Raw genomic sequence first — 18,475 nt, forward strand, 5'->3', positions numbered from 1 at the left:
GGCGATCGGCGACAATTTGCTGGAGTTCACCGGCTGCTGAGTCTGCCGAGATCGGACGAGGTGTTGACGTTGGTCAGCGCCCGCTGTTCCGGCATGACGATGCGCTGGGTGTCCACGACATCCATCAGCGCGCGCATGCTGCGTTCCCCGGCCGCCACGAGTGTGGAGATGCGCTGGTGCAGTGCGGTGCGGTACACACCGGCCAGGTAGTGGTCGCGGCCGTCCCAGGGCAGCACGACGTCAGGGCGCAGCCGTGCGGCCGGCCCGACCAGGGCGTCGATGAGATCGACGGAGAGATACGGCATGTCCACCGCGCAGACGAAGGCCCACTCCAGCCCGGCCTCGGCCGCGGCGCGCAGGCCGCGGCCGGTGGCCAGAAGCGGTCCGATGCCGCGTTCCTCGTCGCGCAGCACCGACGGCTCGGGTGCGGTGTCGAAGGCAGGCAACCGCTGGCCGGGGGCCGCCATCACCAGAACGGGCGAACAGCGCCCGCTCACCGCGGCAACCACGGTCTCGACCAGGGTGGCGGGACCGGCAGGACCGTCGACGACCAGCGTCGCCTTGTCACGTCCCATCCGTCGGGATGCTCCGCCGGCCAGCACGACTGCGGCGAGCGGCACAGGGGACGTCACCCCTGCGACGTTAGTCGACGGTCCAGGTGTCCTTGCCGCGAAGCAGCGATTGCAGTGCTGCCGTGTCGTGCGGCCGCGCCTCGCGCGCCGCACGGACCTGCCCGCGCGCGGCGTCGTCGTAGGTGGGCCGGCTGACCTGGCGGAAGATGCCCATCACCATGTGCTCGAGGTTCTGCTCACTCAACCGCGACAGCGCGAAGGCGTACGCCGGATCGTCGATCTGGGCGTTGTGCACCACGATCTCGTCGGCGGACACGTCGGCGGTCTTGGCGACCTCCAGGCCGTACCCGGACTTGACCACGCAGTACTCGCCGTCGGCGCCGAAGATGATCGGCTCGCCGTGGGTCAGGTTGATCAGGCGCTCCTCGGCGCCCTCCTTGCGCAGTGCGTCGAACGACCCGTCGTTGAAGATCGGGCAGTCCTGCATGATCTCGACCAGTGCGGCGCCCCGGTGTGCAGCGGCACCGCGAAGAACCTCCGAGAGGCCCTTGCGGTCGGAGTCGAGCGCCCGGCCGACGAACGTGGCCTCGGCGCCCAGTGCCAGCGACACCGGATTGAACGGGTAGTCCAGCGAGCCCATCGGCGTCGACTTGGTGATCTTGCCGACCTCGGAGGTCGGCGAGTACTGGCCCTTGGTCAGACCGTAGATCCGGTTGTTGAACAGCAGGATCGTCAGGTTGATGTTGCGGCGCAGCGCGTGGATCAGGTGGTTGCCGCCGATCGACAGCGCATCGCCGTCACCGGTCACCACCCACACCGACAGGTCCTCGCGGGCCAGCGCCAGGCCTGTCGCGATGGTCGGGGCCCGGCCGTGGATGGAGTGGAAGCCGTAGGTCTCCAGGTAGTACGGGAACCGGCTCGAGCACCCGATGCCGCTGACGAAGGCGATGTTCTCGCGCCGCAGTCCGAGTTCGGGCAGGAAGTTCCGGATGGTGTTGAGGATGACGTAGTCACCGCAGCCGGGGCACCAGCGGACCTCCTGGTCGCTGGTGAAGTCCTTGCCCTTCTGCGGCTGGTCCGTCGTCGGCACGTGAGCCGTCTTGGACAGCGGGGTCAGGTTCAGGTCGGATCCGACTAGGTCGGTCATGCTTTCACTCCCACACCGGTCACATCGGTTTCCGCGTCGTCCTGGCCGGGGCCCTCGATGGTGGCGGCGGCCAATCGCGCGAACTTGGCTTTGTCGATTTCCTTCTCCGCGAGTGTGCCCTCCAGGGCGGCGTCGATGATGCCCTCGACCTCGTCGGCCAGGAACGCCATGCCCTCCACCTTGGTCACCGACTGCACGTCGATGAGGAACTTGGCGCGCAGCAGCATCGCTAGCTGGCCCAGGTTCATCTCCGGCAGCACCACCTTGGGGTAGCGAGACAGCACGTCACCGAGATTGGGGGGGAACGGGTTCATGTGCCGGATGTGCGCCTGGGCGACATTGATGCCCTTGCGGCGCGCCCGCCGGCACGCCTCACCGATGGGGCCGTACGAGCTGCCCCATCCGAGCATCAGCAGTTCGGCTTCGCCGCTGGGATCGTCGACCTGGAGATCGGGCACCGCGATGCCGTCGACCTTGGCTTGGCGCAACCGCACCATCAGGTCGTGGTTCTTCGGTTCGTAGGAGATGTTGCCCGAACCGTTGGCGGCTTCCAAGCCGCCGATGCGGTGCTCCAGACCGGGTGTGCCGGGAATCGCGAACTGGCGGGCCAGGGTCTCCGGGTCGCGGGCGTACGGCTGGAACGGCTCACCGGTCTTGGCGAAGGTGTGCTCGATCGACGAATAGGTGCTGATGTCCGGGATCCGCCACGGCTCCGACCCGTTGGCGATTGCGCCGTCGGACAGGATGACCACAGGCGTGTGGTAGCCGATCGCGATGCGAACGGCCTCGACGGCGACGTCGAAGCAGTCCGACGGCGAGCGTGGTGCCAGCACGGCGACGGGTGACTCACCGTTGCGGCCGTAGAGCACCTGGAGCAGGTCGGCCTGTTCGGTCTTGGTCGGCAGACCGGTCGACGGACCGCCGCGCTGCACGTCGATCACGATCAGCGGCAGTTCGGTCATCACGGCCAGACCCATCGCCTCCGACTTGAGCGAGATGCCCGGGCCGGAGGTGCTGGTGACGCCGAGCGCGCCGCCGTAAGAGGCGCCGATGGCCGCGCCGATGCCTGCGATCTCGTCCTCGGCCTGGAACGTCAGCACGTTGAAGTTCTTGTGCTTGGACAGCTCGTGCAGGATGTCCGAGGCGGGGGTGATCGGATAGGTGCCGAGCACCACCTGCAGGTTGCTCAGCTGCCCGGCCGCGACGATGCCGTAGGCGAGCGCGGTGTTGCCGGAGATCTGCCGGTAGTCGCCGGACTTGAGCTTGGCGGGCGAGACCTCGTAGGTGATGGCGAAAGCCTCGGTGGTCTCACCGAAGTTCCAGCCGGCCTTCAGCGCCAGCACGTTGGCCTCGGCGACATCGGGCTTGCGGCCGAACTTCTCCCGGATGAAGGCCTCGCTCTGGTGCAGTTCGCGGCCGTACATCCAGGACAGCAGGCCGAGGGCGAACATGTTCTTCGCGCGCTGGCCGTCCTTCTTGGTCGCGCCGATCGCCTCCACCGCGCCGAGCGTCAGGGTGGTCATCGGGACGGCCTGCACGACGTAGTCGGACAGCTCGTCGTTCTCCAGCGGGTTGGCCTCGTAGCCGACCTTGGCCAGGTTGCGTTTGGTGAACTCGTCGGAGTTGGCGATCACCAGGCCGCCGCGCGGGAGGTCGCCCACGTTGGCCTTGAGCGCCGCAGGATTCATCGCGACCAGGACGTCGGGGCGGTCACCCGCGGTGAGGATGTCGTAGTCGGCGATCTGGATCTGGAACGACGAGACGCCGGGAAGCGTGCCCTGGGGCGCGCGGATCTCGGCGGGGTAATTCGGCTGCGTCGCAAGGTCGTTGCCGAACAACGCGGCCTCGGAGGTGAACCGGTCACCGGTCAACTGCATGCCGTCGCCGGAGTCACCGGCGAATCGGATGACGACTTTCTCCAGCTTCTGCCGTGGCTGTGCTGGACTGGCTGCCGGACCAGCTCCGTTGCCGTTCGAGCCCATCCCCCTGCCTTTCCCGGGTCGTGGTGCTGTGATCGAGTCGCGGTCAATGACTACCCGCCGGCGGGCGGAACCCACGGAGGTCTCGGCTTCGCGCAGCGGCGCGTCGCCGTTTGATGTCACTGTCAGTACCGATTATTGCACTTCTCTTAGGCGAGGCTTTACCACACACGCCCGCGCGTCGCCGGACCACCTCCGCGGTATCCGCTGCTCAGTGAGGTGAATGACATGTTGACACCCGTCAATCTGTGTCGTTGGTCACGTTTTCCGGCTGCATCATTTCTAAGAGAAAGTTACCGACCGGTAGCACCTGGCTAGCACTGCTGAGCAGCCGCTCAGCAGCACGTCAGGGCCGTCCGACGGGTTCTTTCTGCCGGCGCTTGTCGAGTTCGCGCGCCACCAGTTCACTGGCCAGCGCCACGGCTTCGCGGGGCTCCGCGCCCGCCGATCGGTTCGCGGTGTAGCAGGCGGTGAACATGTCCCCGGCGCCCGTGGTCTGTACGCCGCTCACCTGCCACGCCGCGGGCACCCTGACGACCGAACCCTCGGTGTAGACGTCGCAGCCCTCCGACCCGAAGGTCACCAGGATCTCGGGCACTCCCAGCCGCTCGGCGGTCGAGGCGTCGAATTCACCGTCCGCGACGATCACCGCCTCGTCTTCGGCGAGCTTGAGGACGGCGAGGTGCGGCAGCATCTCCTGGCTGAAGTGCCGGTCCAGCGTCAGCGCCCCCAGCCGGTCCGCCCGCACCAGCCCCTGCCCGTCGTAGACGATCCGATGTCCGCGATCGGCGAGCAGCGCCAGCGTCTCGGCGGGGAAGTCACCCCGCAGCAGCGGCGCGAGGTGGATCCACGTGGTGTCCGGATCGGCGGCGGCCACTTCCGCCCCGCCCCACACTGGTCCGATCGCCTCGACGGTCATCGTGCGGTGGTCGACGTCGACGTAGTCGAGCCGGAAGCTGCTGGTGCGCTGCCCGGGCAGGATGCGGAGGAAGGCCCCGAACCGGTCGACCAGCGGATCGAACAGCGCATGGTCGCGCTCGGCGGCCATGCCGATGATCCGTCCGGGCCCCGCCATCGCCTCGAGTGCCACGCCCGCGAAGGACGCACAGCCCCCCGGGCTCGGTGGGGCACCGTTGATCACATCGACGGCCAGGTTTCCCATCACGGTCACCCCGCCGACGAGCTGTCGCACCGCTGCCCCTCCCCGTTCACAGTGTGGCCATCTGGGGCCGTGGCGCGAAATGTTATCGGGGATTGCCTCCCGACGACGACTCCATCGTCACACCGGCAGGTTGAAGGGGGTGACGACCTGGATCGGCGTCGGTCGCACGGATTCGGCGGGCAGCGCTCCGCGCTGCGCCAGGATCGATCGGATCGCCAGCCGCGCGTCGGCGCGCAGGTCGTTGTGCAGCACCACCGAGATCCGGCCGTCCCGCAGCAGCCGCAGGTTGTCGGCGTCGAGGTCGTGCGCGACGAACACCCGGCAGGGCCTGCCGACCTTCTCGAACGCCGCGACCGTGGCGGTGTTGCCGCCGCCGACCGAGTACACGGCTTCGATCGCGGGGTTCCGGTCGAGCGCCTCGAGCACCAACCGCTCGTTCGTGGCGTCGATGCCGTCGCTGTCGCTGACCTCGACGATGCCGCGGCCGGAGCCGCGCAGACCCGAGCGGAAACCCACCTCACGTTCCCCCTCTCCACGGAACACCGTGCGGCTCAGCGTGATCAGCACGTCGGACCGGGACGGCCCCAGCCACTGATCCATCAGGTAGGCCGCCGTCACCCCCGCACCGTGGTTGTCGATGCCGACGTAGCCCGAGCGTGCGCTGGCGGGCACATCGGTGGCGTAGGTGACCACCGGAACGCCCGAGTCCACCAGCCGGTCGACGGCCGCGGCGACCTCAGGATCGTCCTGCGCCTTGAGCACCACGCCGTGGCTGCCGCGGATGCGGGCCAGGGCGTCGACCATCTGGGCGGTCTCCCCCGCCTCCCACAGGTGAAAGCGCGCCCGCACCATCGCGGGCGCGAAGGCAGGCAGTTCCGCCTCGACGGCCGTGCGGAAGGCGTCGGAGAACCGTCGGGGTGTCTGCATCACCACGTCGATCAGGTAGCGCCTGCCGTTGAGCCGCAGCTGCGCCCGTTGCTTGTCCAGGTCGGCGATCGCCTGCACGACCTCGGCGCGGGTGTTCTCCCTGACGCCGGGACGGTTGTTCAGCACGCGGTCGACCGTCGCCTCGCTCAGCCCGGCCTGCTGGGCGATCTCACGGACCTTGTACCGGTGCGCCATGTCTCTGGGTCCCGTTCTCCCGGCGAGCAGACGCATGTTGCCCGCGACACGCCGTTCAGCGCGGCGCTTTGCGTCTGCTCTCGCACATCAGTGAGGGTTTTTTGAGGGGTTTCTGGTGTTGATTGCGGGGTGCGTCCCCGCAAGACTAACGGCATGACCGCCCCAGTGACCACCGCCGACAGCGCCTGGATCGAGGATGCCGACTGTCGCCTCGACGACTTCCACGCGCAGGTGTCGCGCGGCACCGACCCCGCGGACTATCCGCTGGCCGGCGACGTGCGGTCCGGGGTCCCGGTGTACTCGGCCGACGCGCTGGCCCGCGCGGACCGGCGCGCGCTGCAGACCGAGCTCGTCCGCGCCCTGGCCGACGGGCCCGGCGTGGTGGTGTTCACCGACGCGTTCGCCGCCGACGTGGTCGACCGCGCGAGTGCCGCGTTCACCGCGCTGATCGACGCGCAGCGCAGCGAGGGCTTCGCGGCGGGTGACCACTTCGGCGAGGCGGGCGCCAACGACCGCATCTGGAACGCCGCGCAGAAGCTGGCCCTCTTCGCGCCGGAGGTGTTCGCCGACTACTACGCCACCGACGCGCTCGCGCTGGTGTCCCAGGCCTGGCTCGGCCCGCGCTACCAGGTCACCTCGCAGGTGAATGTCGTCAATCCCGGTGGCGCCGCGCAGGTACCGCACCGCGACTTTCACCTCGGCTTCGTCGACGCCGACCAATTGACCAGCTATCCGGCGCACCTGCACCGGCTGTCGGCGGCCTTGACGCTGCAGGGTGCGGTGGCGCACTGCGACATGCCGCTGGAGAGCGGGCCGACCATGCTGCTGCCGCACTCGCAGCGGTTCACCGGCGGCTACGTCGCGTTCCACCGCCCCGAGTTCGTCGACTACTTCGCGGCGCACCACGTGCAGGTGCCGCTGTGCAAGGGCGACGCGGTGTTCTTCAACCCGGCGCTGTACCACGGCGCGGGATCCAACACGTCGGCCGACATCCGCAGGATGGCCAACCTGCTCCAGATCTCCTCGCCGTTCGGTCGTGCGATGGAGTCACTGGACCGCACCGCGATGGTGCGCGCCGTCTACCCGGCGCTGCTCGCCATGAAGGCCGCGGGCCGCTCCGACCGGGAGCTGTCCAACGTCGTCAACGCCACCGCCGAGGGCTACGCCTTCCCCACCAACCTCGACCGGGACCAACCCCTCGGCAGCCTCGCGCCGCCCAGCCAGGTCGACGCCGTGCTGGCCGCGCTGGCCGACGGACTGCCCGCCACCGCACTCGACACCGTGCTCGACGCCCGCAACGAACGGAGAACCCCATGACCACCATCGGAGTGATCGGCCTCGGCCGGATCGGCGCCTTCCACACCGAAACGCTCTGCGCGCTGGAGGGAATCGACGCCCTGGTGATCACCGACGAGCGCACCGACGTGGCCGCGGCCGTCGCGGCCGAGCACGGCGTCAAGGCCGTGGACAGCGTCGCCGAACTGCTCGCCTCCGGCGTCGACGGCGTGGTGGTCGCTGCCGCCACGCCGGCCCATGCCGAGCTCACCCTCGCCGCGGTCGAGCGGGGCATCCCCACGTTCTGCGAGAAGCCGATCGCTTCGACCGCCGCGGAGAGCGCTCGGGTCGCCGAGCTGATCGCCCGCTCCGGCGTGCCGGTGCAGGTCGGCTACCAGCGCCGGTTCGACGCCGCGTTCGCCGCCGTGAAGCGGGCGGTCGACGACGGCTCGGTAGGGACCCTGCACACCGTGCGCAGCACGACGATGGACCCCGCTCCCCCGCCGATGGACTACATCAGGGGCTCGGGCGGCATCTTCCGCGACTGCGCCGTGCACGACTTCGACGTGCTGCGCTGGGTCACCGGTCAGGAAGCAGTCGAGGTCTACGCGACCGGAACCCGGCAGGGCGACCCGCTGTTCGCCGAGTACGGCGACGTCGACACCGCTGCGGTGGTGGTGACCTTCGACGGCGGCGCCATGGGTCTGGTCTCGGCGGCGCGGTACAACGCCCGCGGCTACGACTGCCGCTTGGAGGTGCACGGCTTCGACGACACTGTGGTCGCCGGCTGGGACCCCGGAGCGCCCGTCCGAAACCTCGACCCGCACACCGAATTTCCCACCGGTAGCCCCCACCACTTCTTCATGGACCGGTTCACCGCGGCCTTCCGCATCGAGCTGGCGTCCTTCGTCGACGTCACCAGGGGCGGTCCCATCCGGGGCGCGACCGTCGCCGATGCCGTCGAGGTGGCGTGGCTCGCCGAGGCCGCCACCGAGTCCCTGCACAAGAACGCGCCGGTGCGCATCGAGGAGGTCCGCAACCGATGAACTCGAATCCGATCAAGATCGCCGGGGCCCCGATCTCGTGGGGGGTCTGTGAGGTGCCCGGCTGGGGTCATCAACTGGACCCCGACCGGGTGCTGGCCGAAATGCAGGACGTCGGGCTGACGGCCACGGAACTCGGCCCGGAGGGCTTCCTGCCCACTGACCCCGCCGCGCTGCAGGCCACCCTGCGCGCCCACGCGCTGGAGTGCGTCGGCGGCTTCGTCCCGGTGGTGGCCCACGATGTCGATCAGGACCCGATCCACGACCTCGCCGGTCCGCTCGAGGCACTGGTGGACGCGCACGCCGGTGTCGTGGTGCTCGCCGCGGCCACGGGTGCCGACGGCTACGACTCGCGGCCCGTCCTCGACGACGACCAGTGGCGCACGCTGCTGACCAATCTCGACCGGCTGGCCGCCGTGGTGGCTGCGCGCGGGCTGCTCGCCGTCCTGCATCCGCACGTCGGCACGATGGTCGAGACCCGCGCCGATGTCGAGCGGGTGCTGTCGGGTTCGGCGATCCCGCTGTGCCTGGACACCGGGCACCTGCTGATCGGCGGCACCGACCCCCTGCAGCTGGCCCGCGAACACCCCGGTCGGATCGCGCACACCCACCTCAAGGACGTCGACGCCGCGCTCGCGGCGCGGGTGCAGTCGGGCGAGCTCACCTACACCGAGGCCGTGCGGTTGGGCATGTACACCCCGCTGGGCGCCGGCGACGTCGACATCGCCGGAATCGTGACGACCCTGCGCGCCAACGGCTTCGACGGCTGGTTCGTGATGGAGCAGGACACCATTCTCGACGGCGAGCCGACGGGCCCCGGTCCGGTTGCCGACGTCCGCGCCAGCGTGGCCTTCCTGCAGGACGTCTGTCGCGCGGTCACGGTGTGACGCTGCGCATCGGTGTCCTCGGCGCCTCCCGCATCGCCGAGCTCGCCATCGTCGACCCGGCGCGTGAGTTGGGCCACCGGCTGGTGGCCGTGGCCGCGCGCGACCCGCATCGCGCGCGGGCGTTCGCCGACAAGCACGGCATCGAGCGGGTGGCAGGCACGTATGCCGACGTGATCGCCGATCCCGAGGTGGACGTCGTCTACAACCCGCTGGCAAATGCACTGCACGCGCCGTGGAATCTGGCGGCCGTCGAAGCCGGGAAGCCGGTGCTGACCGAGAAGCCGTTCGCCCGCAACCACACCGAGGCGTGTCACGTGGCCGATGCCGCACGCGCCGCCGGGATCACGGTGATGGAGGGCTTCCACTATCTCTTCCACCCGGTCACCCAGCGGGCGCTGCAGCTGGCCGGCGACGGGACGCTCGGCGAACTGACCCGCGCCGAGGTGCGGATGGCGATGCCCGCACCCGCCGACGACGATCCGCGGTGGTCGCTGGCGATGGCGGGCGGCGCGCTGATGGACCTGGGTTGCTACGGCATGCACCTCCTGCGCAGGCTCGGCCGCCCGTCGATCGTGAGCGCCCGGGCCGAGCAGCGCGTTGCGGGTGTGGACGCCCGCTGCGACGTCGAGGTCGTCTACCCCGGCGGGGCCACCGGCCTGTCGACGAATTCGATGTTCGCCGAGGACTATTCGTTCACCCTGCGGATCGTGGGCACCGCGGGCGAGGTCATGGTGCACGACTTCATCAAGCCGCACGACGACGACCGGGTGACGGTGCGCACCGCGGCGGGCGTGTCGGTCGAACGGCTGGGCACCCGGCCGTCTTACACCTACCAGCTGGCGGCCTTCGCCGCCCACGTGGAAACCGGTGCGCCGCTTCCGATCGGTCCCGCCGACGCGGTCGAGAACATGTCCTACGTGGACGACGCCTACCGCGCCGCCGGGATGGCGCCGCGCTAGGGGCGTCGGTTGGTGTGCAGCCGCTGGCTCAGGTGTCCCAGCGGCCGCCTGCGGTCGGCGTCGGCGTACCGGCGTTCGTGCCACCGCAACCGCAGCATCAGCAGTTGACGGTGCGCGGACCAGCCGACCGACAACGGATCACGCCACGCCGAGGCGCGGCTCCGTGTGGGATGAGGCTCCATGTCTCCATTGTGCCCATCTCCGGCGATTCGGCACGCCGACGCACCCCAGCGCAGGGTGTCGACCTGGTGAATTGTCGCCGAATCGAGACGTCAGTCACCCTGGCCCGCAAGGTAGTGGGCGGAGATCTCATCGGATGTGGTGACCCACACGTCGGGATGGTTGACGACGTGACGCAGTGCCTCGTCGAGATATCTGGCCCGGAACGGCTGGCCCGTCACGAACGGGTGCAGCGCCAGCGCCATCACCCTGCCGCTGTGTTCGGCGTCGGCGTGGAGTTGTTCGAGCTGATCCCTCACGATCTGGACGAACTGGGCACCGGGGAGGCTCTTCCCGACGAACAGCGGGATGTCGTTCAGTTCCACCGAATACGGCACGCTGTGCAGGCCGGGGATCCGCAACGGGTAAGGCTGGTCGTCGTTCGTCCAGTCCAACGTGTAGCGCACGCCCAGTTCGGCGAGCAGCTCCGGCGTGCGGAAGGTCTCGGTGAGGGCGGGTCCGAGCCAGCCGGAAGGGCGCCGGCCGGTGGCCTTCTCGATGGTGTCGAGGACGTCGAGCAGGTAGTCCCGCTCGTCGTCGCCGAGGTCGGTCTGCAGCGTGGAGTTGTTCCTGCCGTGCGCCAGCCACGCCCACCCCCGGTCGAGGCCGGCCCGGATCACCTGCGGGTAGCGTTGCGCCACATCGGAGTTCAACAGGACGCTCGGCCGGATTCCATGCCGGTCGAAGATGTCGATCAGGCGCCAGATCCCGACCCGCAATCCGTAGTCGCGCCAGCCGTAGTTCAGCGGATCGGGGGTCAGCGCCGCGGTGTCGGGATGGATGCTGGTCGACGGACGGTCGACCTCGAAGTGTTCGACGTTCAGCCCGACGTAGAACGCCACCCGGGCGCCGCCCGGCCACCGGATGGCCGGGCGTTCGGTGATCGGTGTGTAGGTGATGAGTTGGGTGTCCACGGCGGTATCGTCGAACCCTGACATCGATGTGAAGGTCAATCGGCGACGTAGTGAGGTGTGTCACATGCGGATCGGTGAGCTGGCGCAACGCACCGGGGTCTCCACCAGGCTGCTGCGCTACTACGAGGAACAGGGCCTGATGGTCCCGCAGCGCGCGGCCAACGGCTACCGGGACTACAGCGAGGAGTTCGTCGACCAGATCGCCCAGATCCGCAGCCTGCTCGACGGCGGCCTGCCGACCCGGGTGATCAGACAGGTGCTGCCCTGCCTGAAGACACCGCGCGACATCCATTTCGCCGACGCGTCTCCGGAGATCATCGCGGTCCTGCAGCGCGAGTGCGACCGGATGGGCGACCGGATCGACCACCTGACCCGTAACCGCGACGCGATCTCGGCCTACCTCACCGAACTCCGCCGCTGCGCACGGCCCGCATGAAGTGATTTCGGCGGGGGGGGGGGGGGGGGGGGGGGGGGGGGGGCGCCCCCCCCCCCCCCCCCCCGCGCCCGAATCGCTACTTGCCGCCGCGCAACTCGTGGGACAGCGCCTCGAGTTCGTCGCCGCCTGCCATCTCCTGGGTGAGGTGCTCGAGGGTGATGTCGTCGTAGGTGCAGTCGAGTTTCTGGCGTCCCCTGTTGAGGAGCACGAAGTGGTCGCCGACCATGTGCGCGTGATGCGGGTTGTGCGTGATGAACACGACGCCGAAGCCGGCCTCCTTGGCCGCGGTAATGTACTTCAGCACCACTCCGGACTGCTTGACGCCCAGCGCCGCGGTCGGTTCGTCCAGGATCAGCACCCGGGCGCCGAAGAACACCGCGCGCGCGATCGCCACACACTGCTTCTGTCCGCCCGACAGTGAACCGATCGGCACATCGACGTCGGGCAGGTCGATGCCCATCTTGGACAGCTCGATGAGCGTGGTGGCCCGCATCGCGTTGGCGTCCAACGAGTACGGGAACGACGATTTACGAATCTCCTGTCCCAGGAAGAAGTTCCGCCAGACCGGCATCAGCGGCACGACGGCGAGATTCTGGTAGACCGTCGCGATGCCCTTGCCGAGCGCATCGGCGGGCGACCCGAAGCGGGTGGGCTCGCCGTCGACGAGGAGTTCGCCGTCGGTCTGCTGGTGCAGCCCGGCGATGATCTTGATCAGCGTGGACTTGCCCGCGCCGTTGTCACCGAGGATGCCGGTGACCTCACCGGCGTGCACCCTCAGGCAGATGCCCTTGAGCGCGGTGATGTTGCCGTAGGACTTTCCGACGTCGCGCAGTTCGACCAGCGGCACCCGGCCACCGGAAGGGACGTCGTGAGCGGGCTTTTCGACTGAGATGGTCATCGGATCACTTCTTCGCTGCGTAGTTGCGGAAGGCATTGTTGGCGATCACCGCGAACAGCAGCATCGCGCCGAGGAAGAACTTGAACCAGTCGGGGTCCCAGCCCGCGTAGACGATGCCCTGGTTCGTCATGCCGAAGATGAACGCACCGATCGCAGCCCCGATCGCGGTGCCGTAGCCACCGGTGAGCAGGCAGCCGCCAATCACCGCGGCGATGATGTAGAAGAACTCGTTGCCGATGCCCTGACCGGACTGCACGGTGTTGAAAGCGAACAGCAGGTGCATGCCCACGAACCAGGCGCAGAACCCGACGAACATGAACAGCCCGATCTTGACCTTGGTGACCGGGACACCCACGGCGCGTGCACTGTCGGCGTCACCACCCACCGCGAAGATCCAGTTGCCGATCTTCGTCTTGAACAGCACGTAGGTGGCCACCGCGGTGAACACCAGCCACCAGACCACGGTGATCCGGATGCCGACGCCGAACACGGTGAACGACGAGGCGAAGACCTTCTGCGCGGAGTCCCAGCCCTGCATGTCGCTGACGCTCTGCGTGGCCACCTGTCCGGCGACCAGTTTGGTCACCGCGAGGTTGATGCCGGCGAGCATGAAGAACGTGCTCAACGTGATCAGGAAGCTGGGGATCTTCGTCTTCATCACCAGATACCCGTTGAAGAATCCGACGACCAGCGCGAGCACCAGCGCGAGGAGCGCGCCGACCCACAGGTTGAGGTGCAGGTTGTAGGCCAGCATCGACGCCGCGAGCGAACTGAAGGTCACCGCCACGCCTGCCGACAGGTCGAACTCGCCGCCGATCATCAGCACCGCGACGCCACACGCCATGATGCCGATCGTGGAGCTGGCGTAGAGCACCGTCGCCAGCGATCCCGCCTCACGGAACGGTGGCGCGACGACCAGAAAGAACACGAAGATGCCGATCGCGCCGATGCCGGCGCCCATCTCCGGACGGATCAACAACCGCTGCAGCCGATTCCGCTCCTTGACACGTTCGTCGCGAACGACCTTGTGGTCGGCGATGTCCAGATCTGCCTGCGTGGTCATGTCTTCTGCTCCTGCCGCTACCGAGTGCCGGCCTTGGCCAGCTCGGCCACGGCGTCGATGTTGGACTTGTCGATGAAGGACGGGCCGGTCAGCGTCGGCTCACCGCCGCCGACGAGGTTCTTGTTGTTCAGGAAGAGCCACAGCCCGTCGATGGCGAGATAGCCCTGCAGATAGGGCTGCTGGTCCACCGCCCACTGCACGTCGCCCTGGCTGATCGAGTCCACCAGCGCGGCGTTGGTGTCGAAGGTGACGATGTTGGCGTTGCTGCCCGCGTTGGCTTTCGACTGCACTGCCGTCAGAGCGATCGGCGCACCGAGTGCGACGAAGGTGTCGACCGACGGATCCTGCTGCATCTTCGCGGTGATCGTGGCGTCGACGGACGGCATGTCCTTGCTGTTGACGTTCAGGATCTCGCTCGGGCCCTTGAAGCCCTGTTTCACACCCGCACAACGGGACTCGAGTGCGACCTGGCCCTGCTCCTGGATGATGCAGACGACCTTCTTGGCGCCGTCCTTGGTCAGGCGTTCGCCGGCGGCGATCCCGGCCAGCTTCTCGTCCTGGCCGAAGTACTCCTGGATGCCCATCTGCTTGAAGTTGTCGAAGCCGGAGTTGAACGCCACCACCGGGATGCCCTTGTCGATCGCGGCCTTGATGGCGGGCGCCATGGCGTCCGGCTTGGCGAGTGTGACGGCGATGCCGTCGACGCCACTATCGATCGCGCTCTGCACCAGGTTCGCCTGGTTCGGCGCCTCCGGGTCGTTTGAATAGCGCAGCTCGATGTTGTCCTTCTTGGCGGCGGTCTCTGCGCCCTTGCGGATCAGGTCCCAGAACGAGTCGCCGGGCACCTCGTGGGTGATCATCGCGATGGTCTTGCGCGGGGTGTCGACGGTGCCGCCGCCGTCCCCGCCGCCGGCCGAATCGGGTCGTCCGCCAGTGGAGGAACACGACGCGAGGGCCAGCGCGAGCACACCCGCCCCCGTGATCGCCGCGAGCCGCTTGAACGCCATTGTCTGTCTCCTCGCTGTCAGTTCGCCGAGGCGCCCCCGAGTGGCGGGCGACACGCCTCGCCGTTGATGTAATACGGCTCACAGCGGAATGTCAATAGTTTGTCCTGACATTAGGACTGCAGGTCAAACGGCGGCGAGCGCCTACCTGCTCCATGCGCCCAGCGTGAAGCGACGTCGTCGCCCGAAGCGCGGCGTCAGCGGTCGACGAGCGTCGTCTCGAAGTAGTAGCGGGAGGCCCGGTAGCAGTGGTCTCCGAACTCGACGGCCTTGCCCGAGTCGTCGAAGGCGGTGCGGGACATCGTCAACAGCGGGGCACCGGCCTTCTCGTCGAGCAGCCGGGCCTCGGCCCTGGTGGCGGGCTTGGCGCCGATGCGCTGACGGGCCAGCCGGATGTGCACGCCGCGAGCGCGCAGGGACTGGTAGAGCCCGTTGGCCTCCAGCTGGTCCGCCTCGGGCGCGAGTTCGACGGGCAGGTAGTTGGTCATCACCGCCAGCGGTTCGCCGTTGGCGCACCGCAGCCGTTGGATGGTGACGACCTCGTGATCCTTGGCGAGGTTCAGCTCAGCGGCGATCTGTTCGTCGACGACGCCGGCGTGGTACTCGAGCAGTTCGGTGGTGGGTTCCTGACCGGCCCGGACCAGGTCGTCGAACAAGCTGGTGAGCTCCACCCGGCGATGAACGGGGTTCTGCACCACCTGGGTGCCGACGCCCCGTTTGCGCACCAGCAGGCCCTTGTCGACGAGTTCCTGGATGGCCCGCCGGGTCGTCGGGCGGGACAGCGTGAGACGACTCGCAAGGGCGAGTTCGTTCTCGAACCGGTCCCCCGGCGCGAGTTCGCCGTCGCGGATGGCGGCCTCGATCGCCTGGGCGAGTTGGTAATAGAGCGGCACAGGGCTGGACCTGTCGAGCTCGATGGCTAGGGGCACGTCCACTCCGATCTCGGGCCTGCCAGAAAAGAGTAGCTGAATCCTAACATCGGCATGACATAAAGTTAGAATGTCAGGACAAACTATTGACAGAGCCGAGTGACGCGAGGCACAGTCGTAGAAACCGACCGCCCCCCGATCCCTGGGAGCCGAATTGACCAGCACCGAACCGTTCGACGTCGTCGCGATCGGGCGCAGCGGCGTCGACGTCTACCCCCTCCAGACGGGCGTCGGCCTGGAGGACGTCGAGACCTTCGGCAAGTTCCTCGGGGGCAGCGCAGCCAACGTCGCCGTTGCTGCCGCCCGGCTCGGGAACCGCACCGCGCTGATCTCCGGGGCGGGTGCGGATCCGTTCGGCCGGTTCGTTCGGGCCGAGCTCGAGCGCCTGGGCGTCGACAACCGGTTCGTCTCCGTGCACGACGAATACCCGACGCCGGTGACGTTCTGCGAGATCTTCCCGCCCGACCACTTCCCGCTGTACTTCTACCGCAAGCCGTCGGCTCCCGACCTGCAGATCCGCGCCGACGAGCTCGATGCCGACGCGATCAGGGCCGCCCGGCTGTACTGGTCGACGGTGACCGGCCTGTCCGAAGAGCCCAGTCGTGGTGCGCATTTCGCGGCCTGGGCGGCTCGCGGCAGGAGCCCGTTGACTGTCCTGGACCTCGACTACCGGCCGATGTTCTGGGAGTCGCCCGCCGCCGCAACCGAACAGGTGCAGCGCGCCCTGCCGCATGTCACGGTCGCCGTGGGGAACCGCGAAGAGTGCGAGATCGCGGTCGGTGAGTCGAATCCGCGCAAGGCCGCCGATGCGCTGCTCGACCTGGGCGTCGAGCTCGCCATCGTCAAGCAGGGCCCGCGCGGTGTGCTCGGTAAGACCCGCCACAGCTCGGTCACCGTGCCCCCCAACGATGTCGACGTCGTGAACGGCCTCGGCGCTGGAGACGCGTTCGGCGGCAGCCTCATTCACGGCCTGCTGCACGGCTGGCCGCTGGAGAAGACGCTGCGCTACGCCAATGCCGCAGGTGCCATCGTGGCGACCCGCCTCGAGTGCTCGACCGCCATGCCCACCACGGCCGAGGTGGCGGCGCTGGCAGAGCAGACCGCCGTGGAGGCCGTCAATGTCTAGCCTCACCTACGCCGACGTCACCGAGATCCGGGCCGCCGATCCCGGCGCGGTCGCCAGGGCATGGGCGGCCCGCGCCACCCGCCCCACCGTCCGCGGCGACGGCCGCCTGATGATCGTGGCCGCCGACCACCCGGCGCGCGGCGCGCTCGCCGTCGGATCGCGCGTCACGGCGATGAACAGCCGCGTCGACCTGCTCGACCGGCTGCGGGCCGCACTCTCCGATCCCGGTGTCGACGGCGTGCTCGCCACCGCCGACATCCTCGATGATCTGGTACTGCTCGGCGCGCTGGAGGACAAGGTGGTGTTCTCGTCCTTCAACCGCGGCGGGCTGGCCGGCGCCGTGTTCGAGCTCGACGACCGCATGACCGGCGCCACCGCCGCCTCCACCGCCGCGGCGCGGATGAACGGCGGAAAGATGCTGTGCCGCATCGACCTCGACGACCCCGGCACCGTGTCCACCATGGTGGCCTGCGCGCAGGCGGTCGACGAACTGGCCGCGCACGGGCTCATCGCCATGGTGGAACCGTTCATGTCGGCCCGGGTCGCAGGCAAGGTCCGCAACGACCTGTCCCCCGACGCGGTGATCAAGTCGATCCACATCGCGCAGGGCCTCGGCTCCACCTCGGCCTACACCTGGATGAAGCTCCCCGTCGTCGACGAGATGGACCGCGTCATGGAGGCCACGACGATGCCGACGCTGCTGCTCGGCGGCGATCCGACCGATCCCGACGAGGCGTTCGCCAGTTGGGAGAAGGCGCTCGCTTTGCCCGCGGTGCGCGGCCTCATCGTCGGCCGCACCCTGCTGTATCCCCCCGACGACGACGTCCGTACGGCCGTCGCCACCGCCGTGTCGATGGTGAGGTGACGATGCACAGCAAGCTCTACATCCCGGCCCGCAGCGCGACGCCGCCCTACACGGTCGACGTGACCCCGGAGTCGGCGGGCTGGACCGAGTCCTCGCTGCAGATCGTCGAACTCGGCGACGTCGCGCACCTTGAACTCGGCACCGGCGACACCGAGGTGATGGTCCTGCCCCTCGCAGGCGGTGGCACCGTCGAATGCGGCGGCCAGAGCTTCGAACTCGCGCCGCGCGCATCGGTGTTCGACGGTCCGTCCGACATGGTCTATCTCGGCGTCGACCAGACATACGTGCTCTCCGGCACGGGCCGGTTCGCGATCTGCGGAGCGCGGGCCACCCGGTCGTTCCCGAACAGGCGGGTGGCAGCGGCGGACGTATCGGTGGAACTGCGCGGTGCGGGCAACTGCAGCCGACAGGTGCACAATTTCGGCACCGCGGACGTGTTCGAGGCCGACTCGCTGATCGCCTGCGAGGTCATCACCCCCGGCGGCAACTGGTCGAGCTATCCCGCCCACAAGCATGACGAGAACACGCCGACCCAAAGTGAACTCGAGGAGATCTACTACTTCGAGATCGCCCCCGGGCCCGACGGTTCGCGCGGATTCGGCTACCACCGGGTGTACGGCACGCCGGATCGCCCGATCGAGGTGCTCGAGGAGGTCCGCGCCGGCGATATCGTGCTGGTGCCGCACGGGTACCACGGCCCGTCGGTCGCCGCGCCGGGCTACCACATGTACTACCTGAACGTGATGGCCGGACCGGGCCAGGAACGCGCCTGGAAGATCGTCGACGACCCCGAACACACGTGGCTGCGCGGCACCTGGGACGACCAGGCCGTCGACCCCCGACTTCCCCTGCACGACCCGAGAGGACAGTGACCC

The 18,475-nt window shown here is 68.6% G+C and carries 19 protein-coding genes; 8 read left to right on the top strand and 11 right to left on the bottom strand.

What is annotated here, in order from left to right; genetic code table 11:
• Positions 1-26: 26 nt before the first annotated feature.
• The 5 genes from mobA to ACPCHZ_RS15910 all read right to left on the bottom strand — a co-directional run bounded on the left by mobA (position 27) and on the right by ACPCHZ_RS15910 (position 5,982).
• Entirely contained in the window at positions 27-632 is a 606-nt protein-coding gene (mobA, locus tag ACPCHZ_RS15890; RefSeq protein ID WP_423485605.1) for a molybdenum cofactor guanylyltransferase, read from the bottom strand.
• Between the two features lie 10 nt (positions 633-642).
• Entirely contained in the window at positions 643-1,719 is a 1,077-nt protein-coding gene (locus tag ACPCHZ_RS15895; protein WP_423485606.1) for a 2-oxoacid:ferredoxin oxidoreductase subunit beta, read from the bottom strand.
• Positions 1,716-3,701: a 2-oxoacid:acceptor oxidoreductase subunit alpha gene (locus ACPCHZ_RS15900; RefSeq protein WP_423485607.1), complete on the bottom strand. Its 1,986-nt coding sequence runs from the start codon at positions 3,699-3,701 to the stop codon at positions 1,716-1,718. Before ACPCHZ_RS15900 ends, ACPCHZ_RS15895 begins: the two co-directional genes overlap by 4 nt.
• Before the next feature lie 343 nt (positions 3,702-4,044).
• Positions 4,045-4,869 carry a PfkB family carbohydrate kinase gene (locus ACPCHZ_RS15905; protein ID WP_423485733.1) on the bottom strand — a complete coding sequence of 275 codons (825 nt, stop codon included), beginning with the start codon at positions 4,867-4,869 and terminating at the stop codon, positions 4,045-4,047.
• A gap of 108 nt (positions 4,870-4,977) precedes the next feature.
• Positions 4,978-5,982 (bottom strand): LacI family DNA-binding transcriptional regulator, encoded by a 1,005-nt coding sequence (locus tag ACPCHZ_RS15910; protein ID WP_423485608.1) that lies wholly within the window; start codon positions 5,980-5,982, stop codon positions 4,978-4,980.
• Between the two features lie 153 nt (positions 5,983-6,135).
• Between ACPCHZ_RS15910 and ACPCHZ_RS15915 the strand changes: the two genes are divergently transcribed.
• From ACPCHZ_RS15915 to ACPCHZ_RS15930, 4 genes are read left to right on the top strand one after another with little or no spacing between them, the layout of a single operon-like run.
• Complete coding sequence (locus ACPCHZ_RS15915; RefSeq protein WP_423485609.1) at positions 6,136-7,299, top strand: phytanoyl-CoA dioxygenase family protein; 1,164 nt, start codon at positions 6,136-6,138, stop codon at positions 7,297-7,299.
• Positions 7,296-8,303: a Gfo/Idh/MocA family protein gene (locus tag ACPCHZ_RS15920; RefSeq protein WP_423485610.1), complete on the top strand. Its 1,008-nt coding sequence runs from the start codon at positions 7,296-7,298 to the stop codon at positions 8,301-8,303. The genes ACPCHZ_RS15915 and ACPCHZ_RS15920 overlap by 4 nt, the downstream gene beginning before the upstream one ends.
• Entirely contained in the window at positions 8,300-9,187 is an 888-nt protein-coding gene (locus ACPCHZ_RS15925) for a sugar phosphate isomerase/epimerase family protein (protein ID WP_423485611.1), read from the top strand. Before ACPCHZ_RS15920 ends, ACPCHZ_RS15925 begins: the two co-directional genes overlap by 4 nt.
• Complete coding sequence (locus ACPCHZ_RS15930) at positions 9,184-10,146, top strand: Gfo/Idh/MocA family protein (RefSeq protein ID WP_423485612.1); 963 nt, start codon at positions 9,184-9,186, stop codon at positions 10,144-10,146. The genes ACPCHZ_RS15925 and ACPCHZ_RS15930 overlap by 4 nt, the downstream gene beginning before the upstream one ends.
• Here ACPCHZ_RS15930 and ACPCHZ_RS15935 read toward each other — a convergent pair.
• Positions 10,143-10,328, bottom strand: a complete 186-nt coding sequence (locus ACPCHZ_RS15935; protein ID WP_423485613.1) for a hypothetical protein — start codon at positions 10,326-10,328, stop codon at positions 10,143-10,145. The genes ACPCHZ_RS15930 and ACPCHZ_RS15935 overlap by 4 nt on opposite strands.
• Before the next feature lie 90 nt (positions 10,329-10,418).
• The gene (locus ACPCHZ_RS15940) at positions 10,419-11,303 is read right to left on the bottom strand and encodes a polysaccharide deacetylase family protein (protein ID WP_423485614.1); all 885 of its coding nucleotides are present in this window, start codon (positions 11,301-11,303) and stop codon (positions 10,419-10,421) included.
• A 40-nt stretch (positions 11,304-11,343) separates the two neighbouring features.
• On the opposite strand from ACPCHZ_RS15940, the gene ACPCHZ_RS15945 reads away from it, so the two are divergent.
• Positions 11,344-11,715: a MerR family transcriptional regulator gene (locus ACPCHZ_RS15945; protein WP_423485615.1), complete on the top strand. Its 372-nt coding sequence runs from the start codon at positions 11,344-11,346 to the stop codon at positions 11,713-11,715.
• A 76-nt stretch (positions 11,716-11,791) separates the two neighbouring features.
• Here ACPCHZ_RS15945 and ACPCHZ_RS15950 read toward each other — a convergent pair whose 3' ends face one another.
• The 4 genes from ACPCHZ_RS15950 to ACPCHZ_RS15965 all read right to left on the bottom strand — a co-directional run bounded on the left by ACPCHZ_RS15950 (position 11,792) and on the right by ACPCHZ_RS15965 (position 15,609).
• Positions 11,792-12,613 carry an ATP-binding cassette domain-containing protein gene (locus tag ACPCHZ_RS15950; protein WP_423485616.1) on the bottom strand — a complete coding sequence of 274 codons (822 nt, stop codon included), beginning with the start codon at positions 12,611-12,613 and terminating at the stop codon, positions 11,792-11,794.
• Between the two features lie 4 nt (positions 12,614-12,617).
• Complete coding sequence (locus ACPCHZ_RS15955; protein WP_364984800.1) at positions 12,618-13,676, bottom strand: ABC transporter permease; 1,059 nt, start codon at positions 13,674-13,676, stop codon at positions 12,618-12,620.
• 17 nt (positions 13,677-13,693) lie between these two features.
• On the bottom strand, positions 13,694-14,683 hold the full coding sequence (locus ACPCHZ_RS15960) for a substrate-binding domain-containing protein (RefSeq protein ID WP_423485617.1): 990 nt from the start codon (positions 14,681-14,683) through the stop codon (positions 13,694-13,696).
• 194 nt (positions 14,684-14,877) lie between these two features.
• A complete protein-coding gene (locus ACPCHZ_RS15965) occupies positions 14,878-15,609 on the bottom strand; it encodes a GntR family transcriptional regulator (protein ID WP_423485618.1) in 732 nt (243 codons plus the stop codon).
• A gap of 154 nt (positions 15,610-15,763) precedes the next feature.
• Here ACPCHZ_RS15965 and iolC point away from each other — a divergent pair, with 154 nt between their 5' ends.
• From iolC to iolB, 3 genes are read left to right on the top strand one after another with little or no spacing between them, the layout of a single operon-like run.
• The gene (iolC, locus tag ACPCHZ_RS15970; RefSeq protein WP_423485619.1) at positions 15,764-16,735 is read left to right on the top strand and encodes a 5-dehydro-2-deoxygluconokinase; all 972 of its coding nucleotides are present in this window, start codon (positions 15,764-15,766) and stop codon (positions 16,733-16,735) included.
• On the top strand, positions 16,728-17,600 hold the full coding sequence (locus tag ACPCHZ_RS15975; protein ID WP_423485620.1) for a Cgl0159 family (beta/alpha)8-fold protein: 873 nt from the start codon (positions 16,728-16,730) through the stop codon (positions 17,598-17,600). Before iolC ends, ACPCHZ_RS15975 begins: the two co-directional genes overlap by 8 nt.
• Before the next feature lie 2 nt (positions 17,601-17,602).
• A complete protein-coding gene (iolB, locus tag ACPCHZ_RS15980) occupies positions 17,603-18,472 on the top strand; it encodes a 5-deoxy-glucuronate isomerase (RefSeq protein ID WP_423485621.1) in 870 nt (289 codons plus the stop codon).
• Positions 18,473-18,475: the final 3 nt, after the last annotated feature.

Source organism: Mycobacterium sp. NPDC050041, from assembly GCF_049541695.1.
GTDB lineage: Bacteria > Actinomycetota > Actinomycetes > Mycobacteriales > Mycobacteriaceae > Mycobacterium.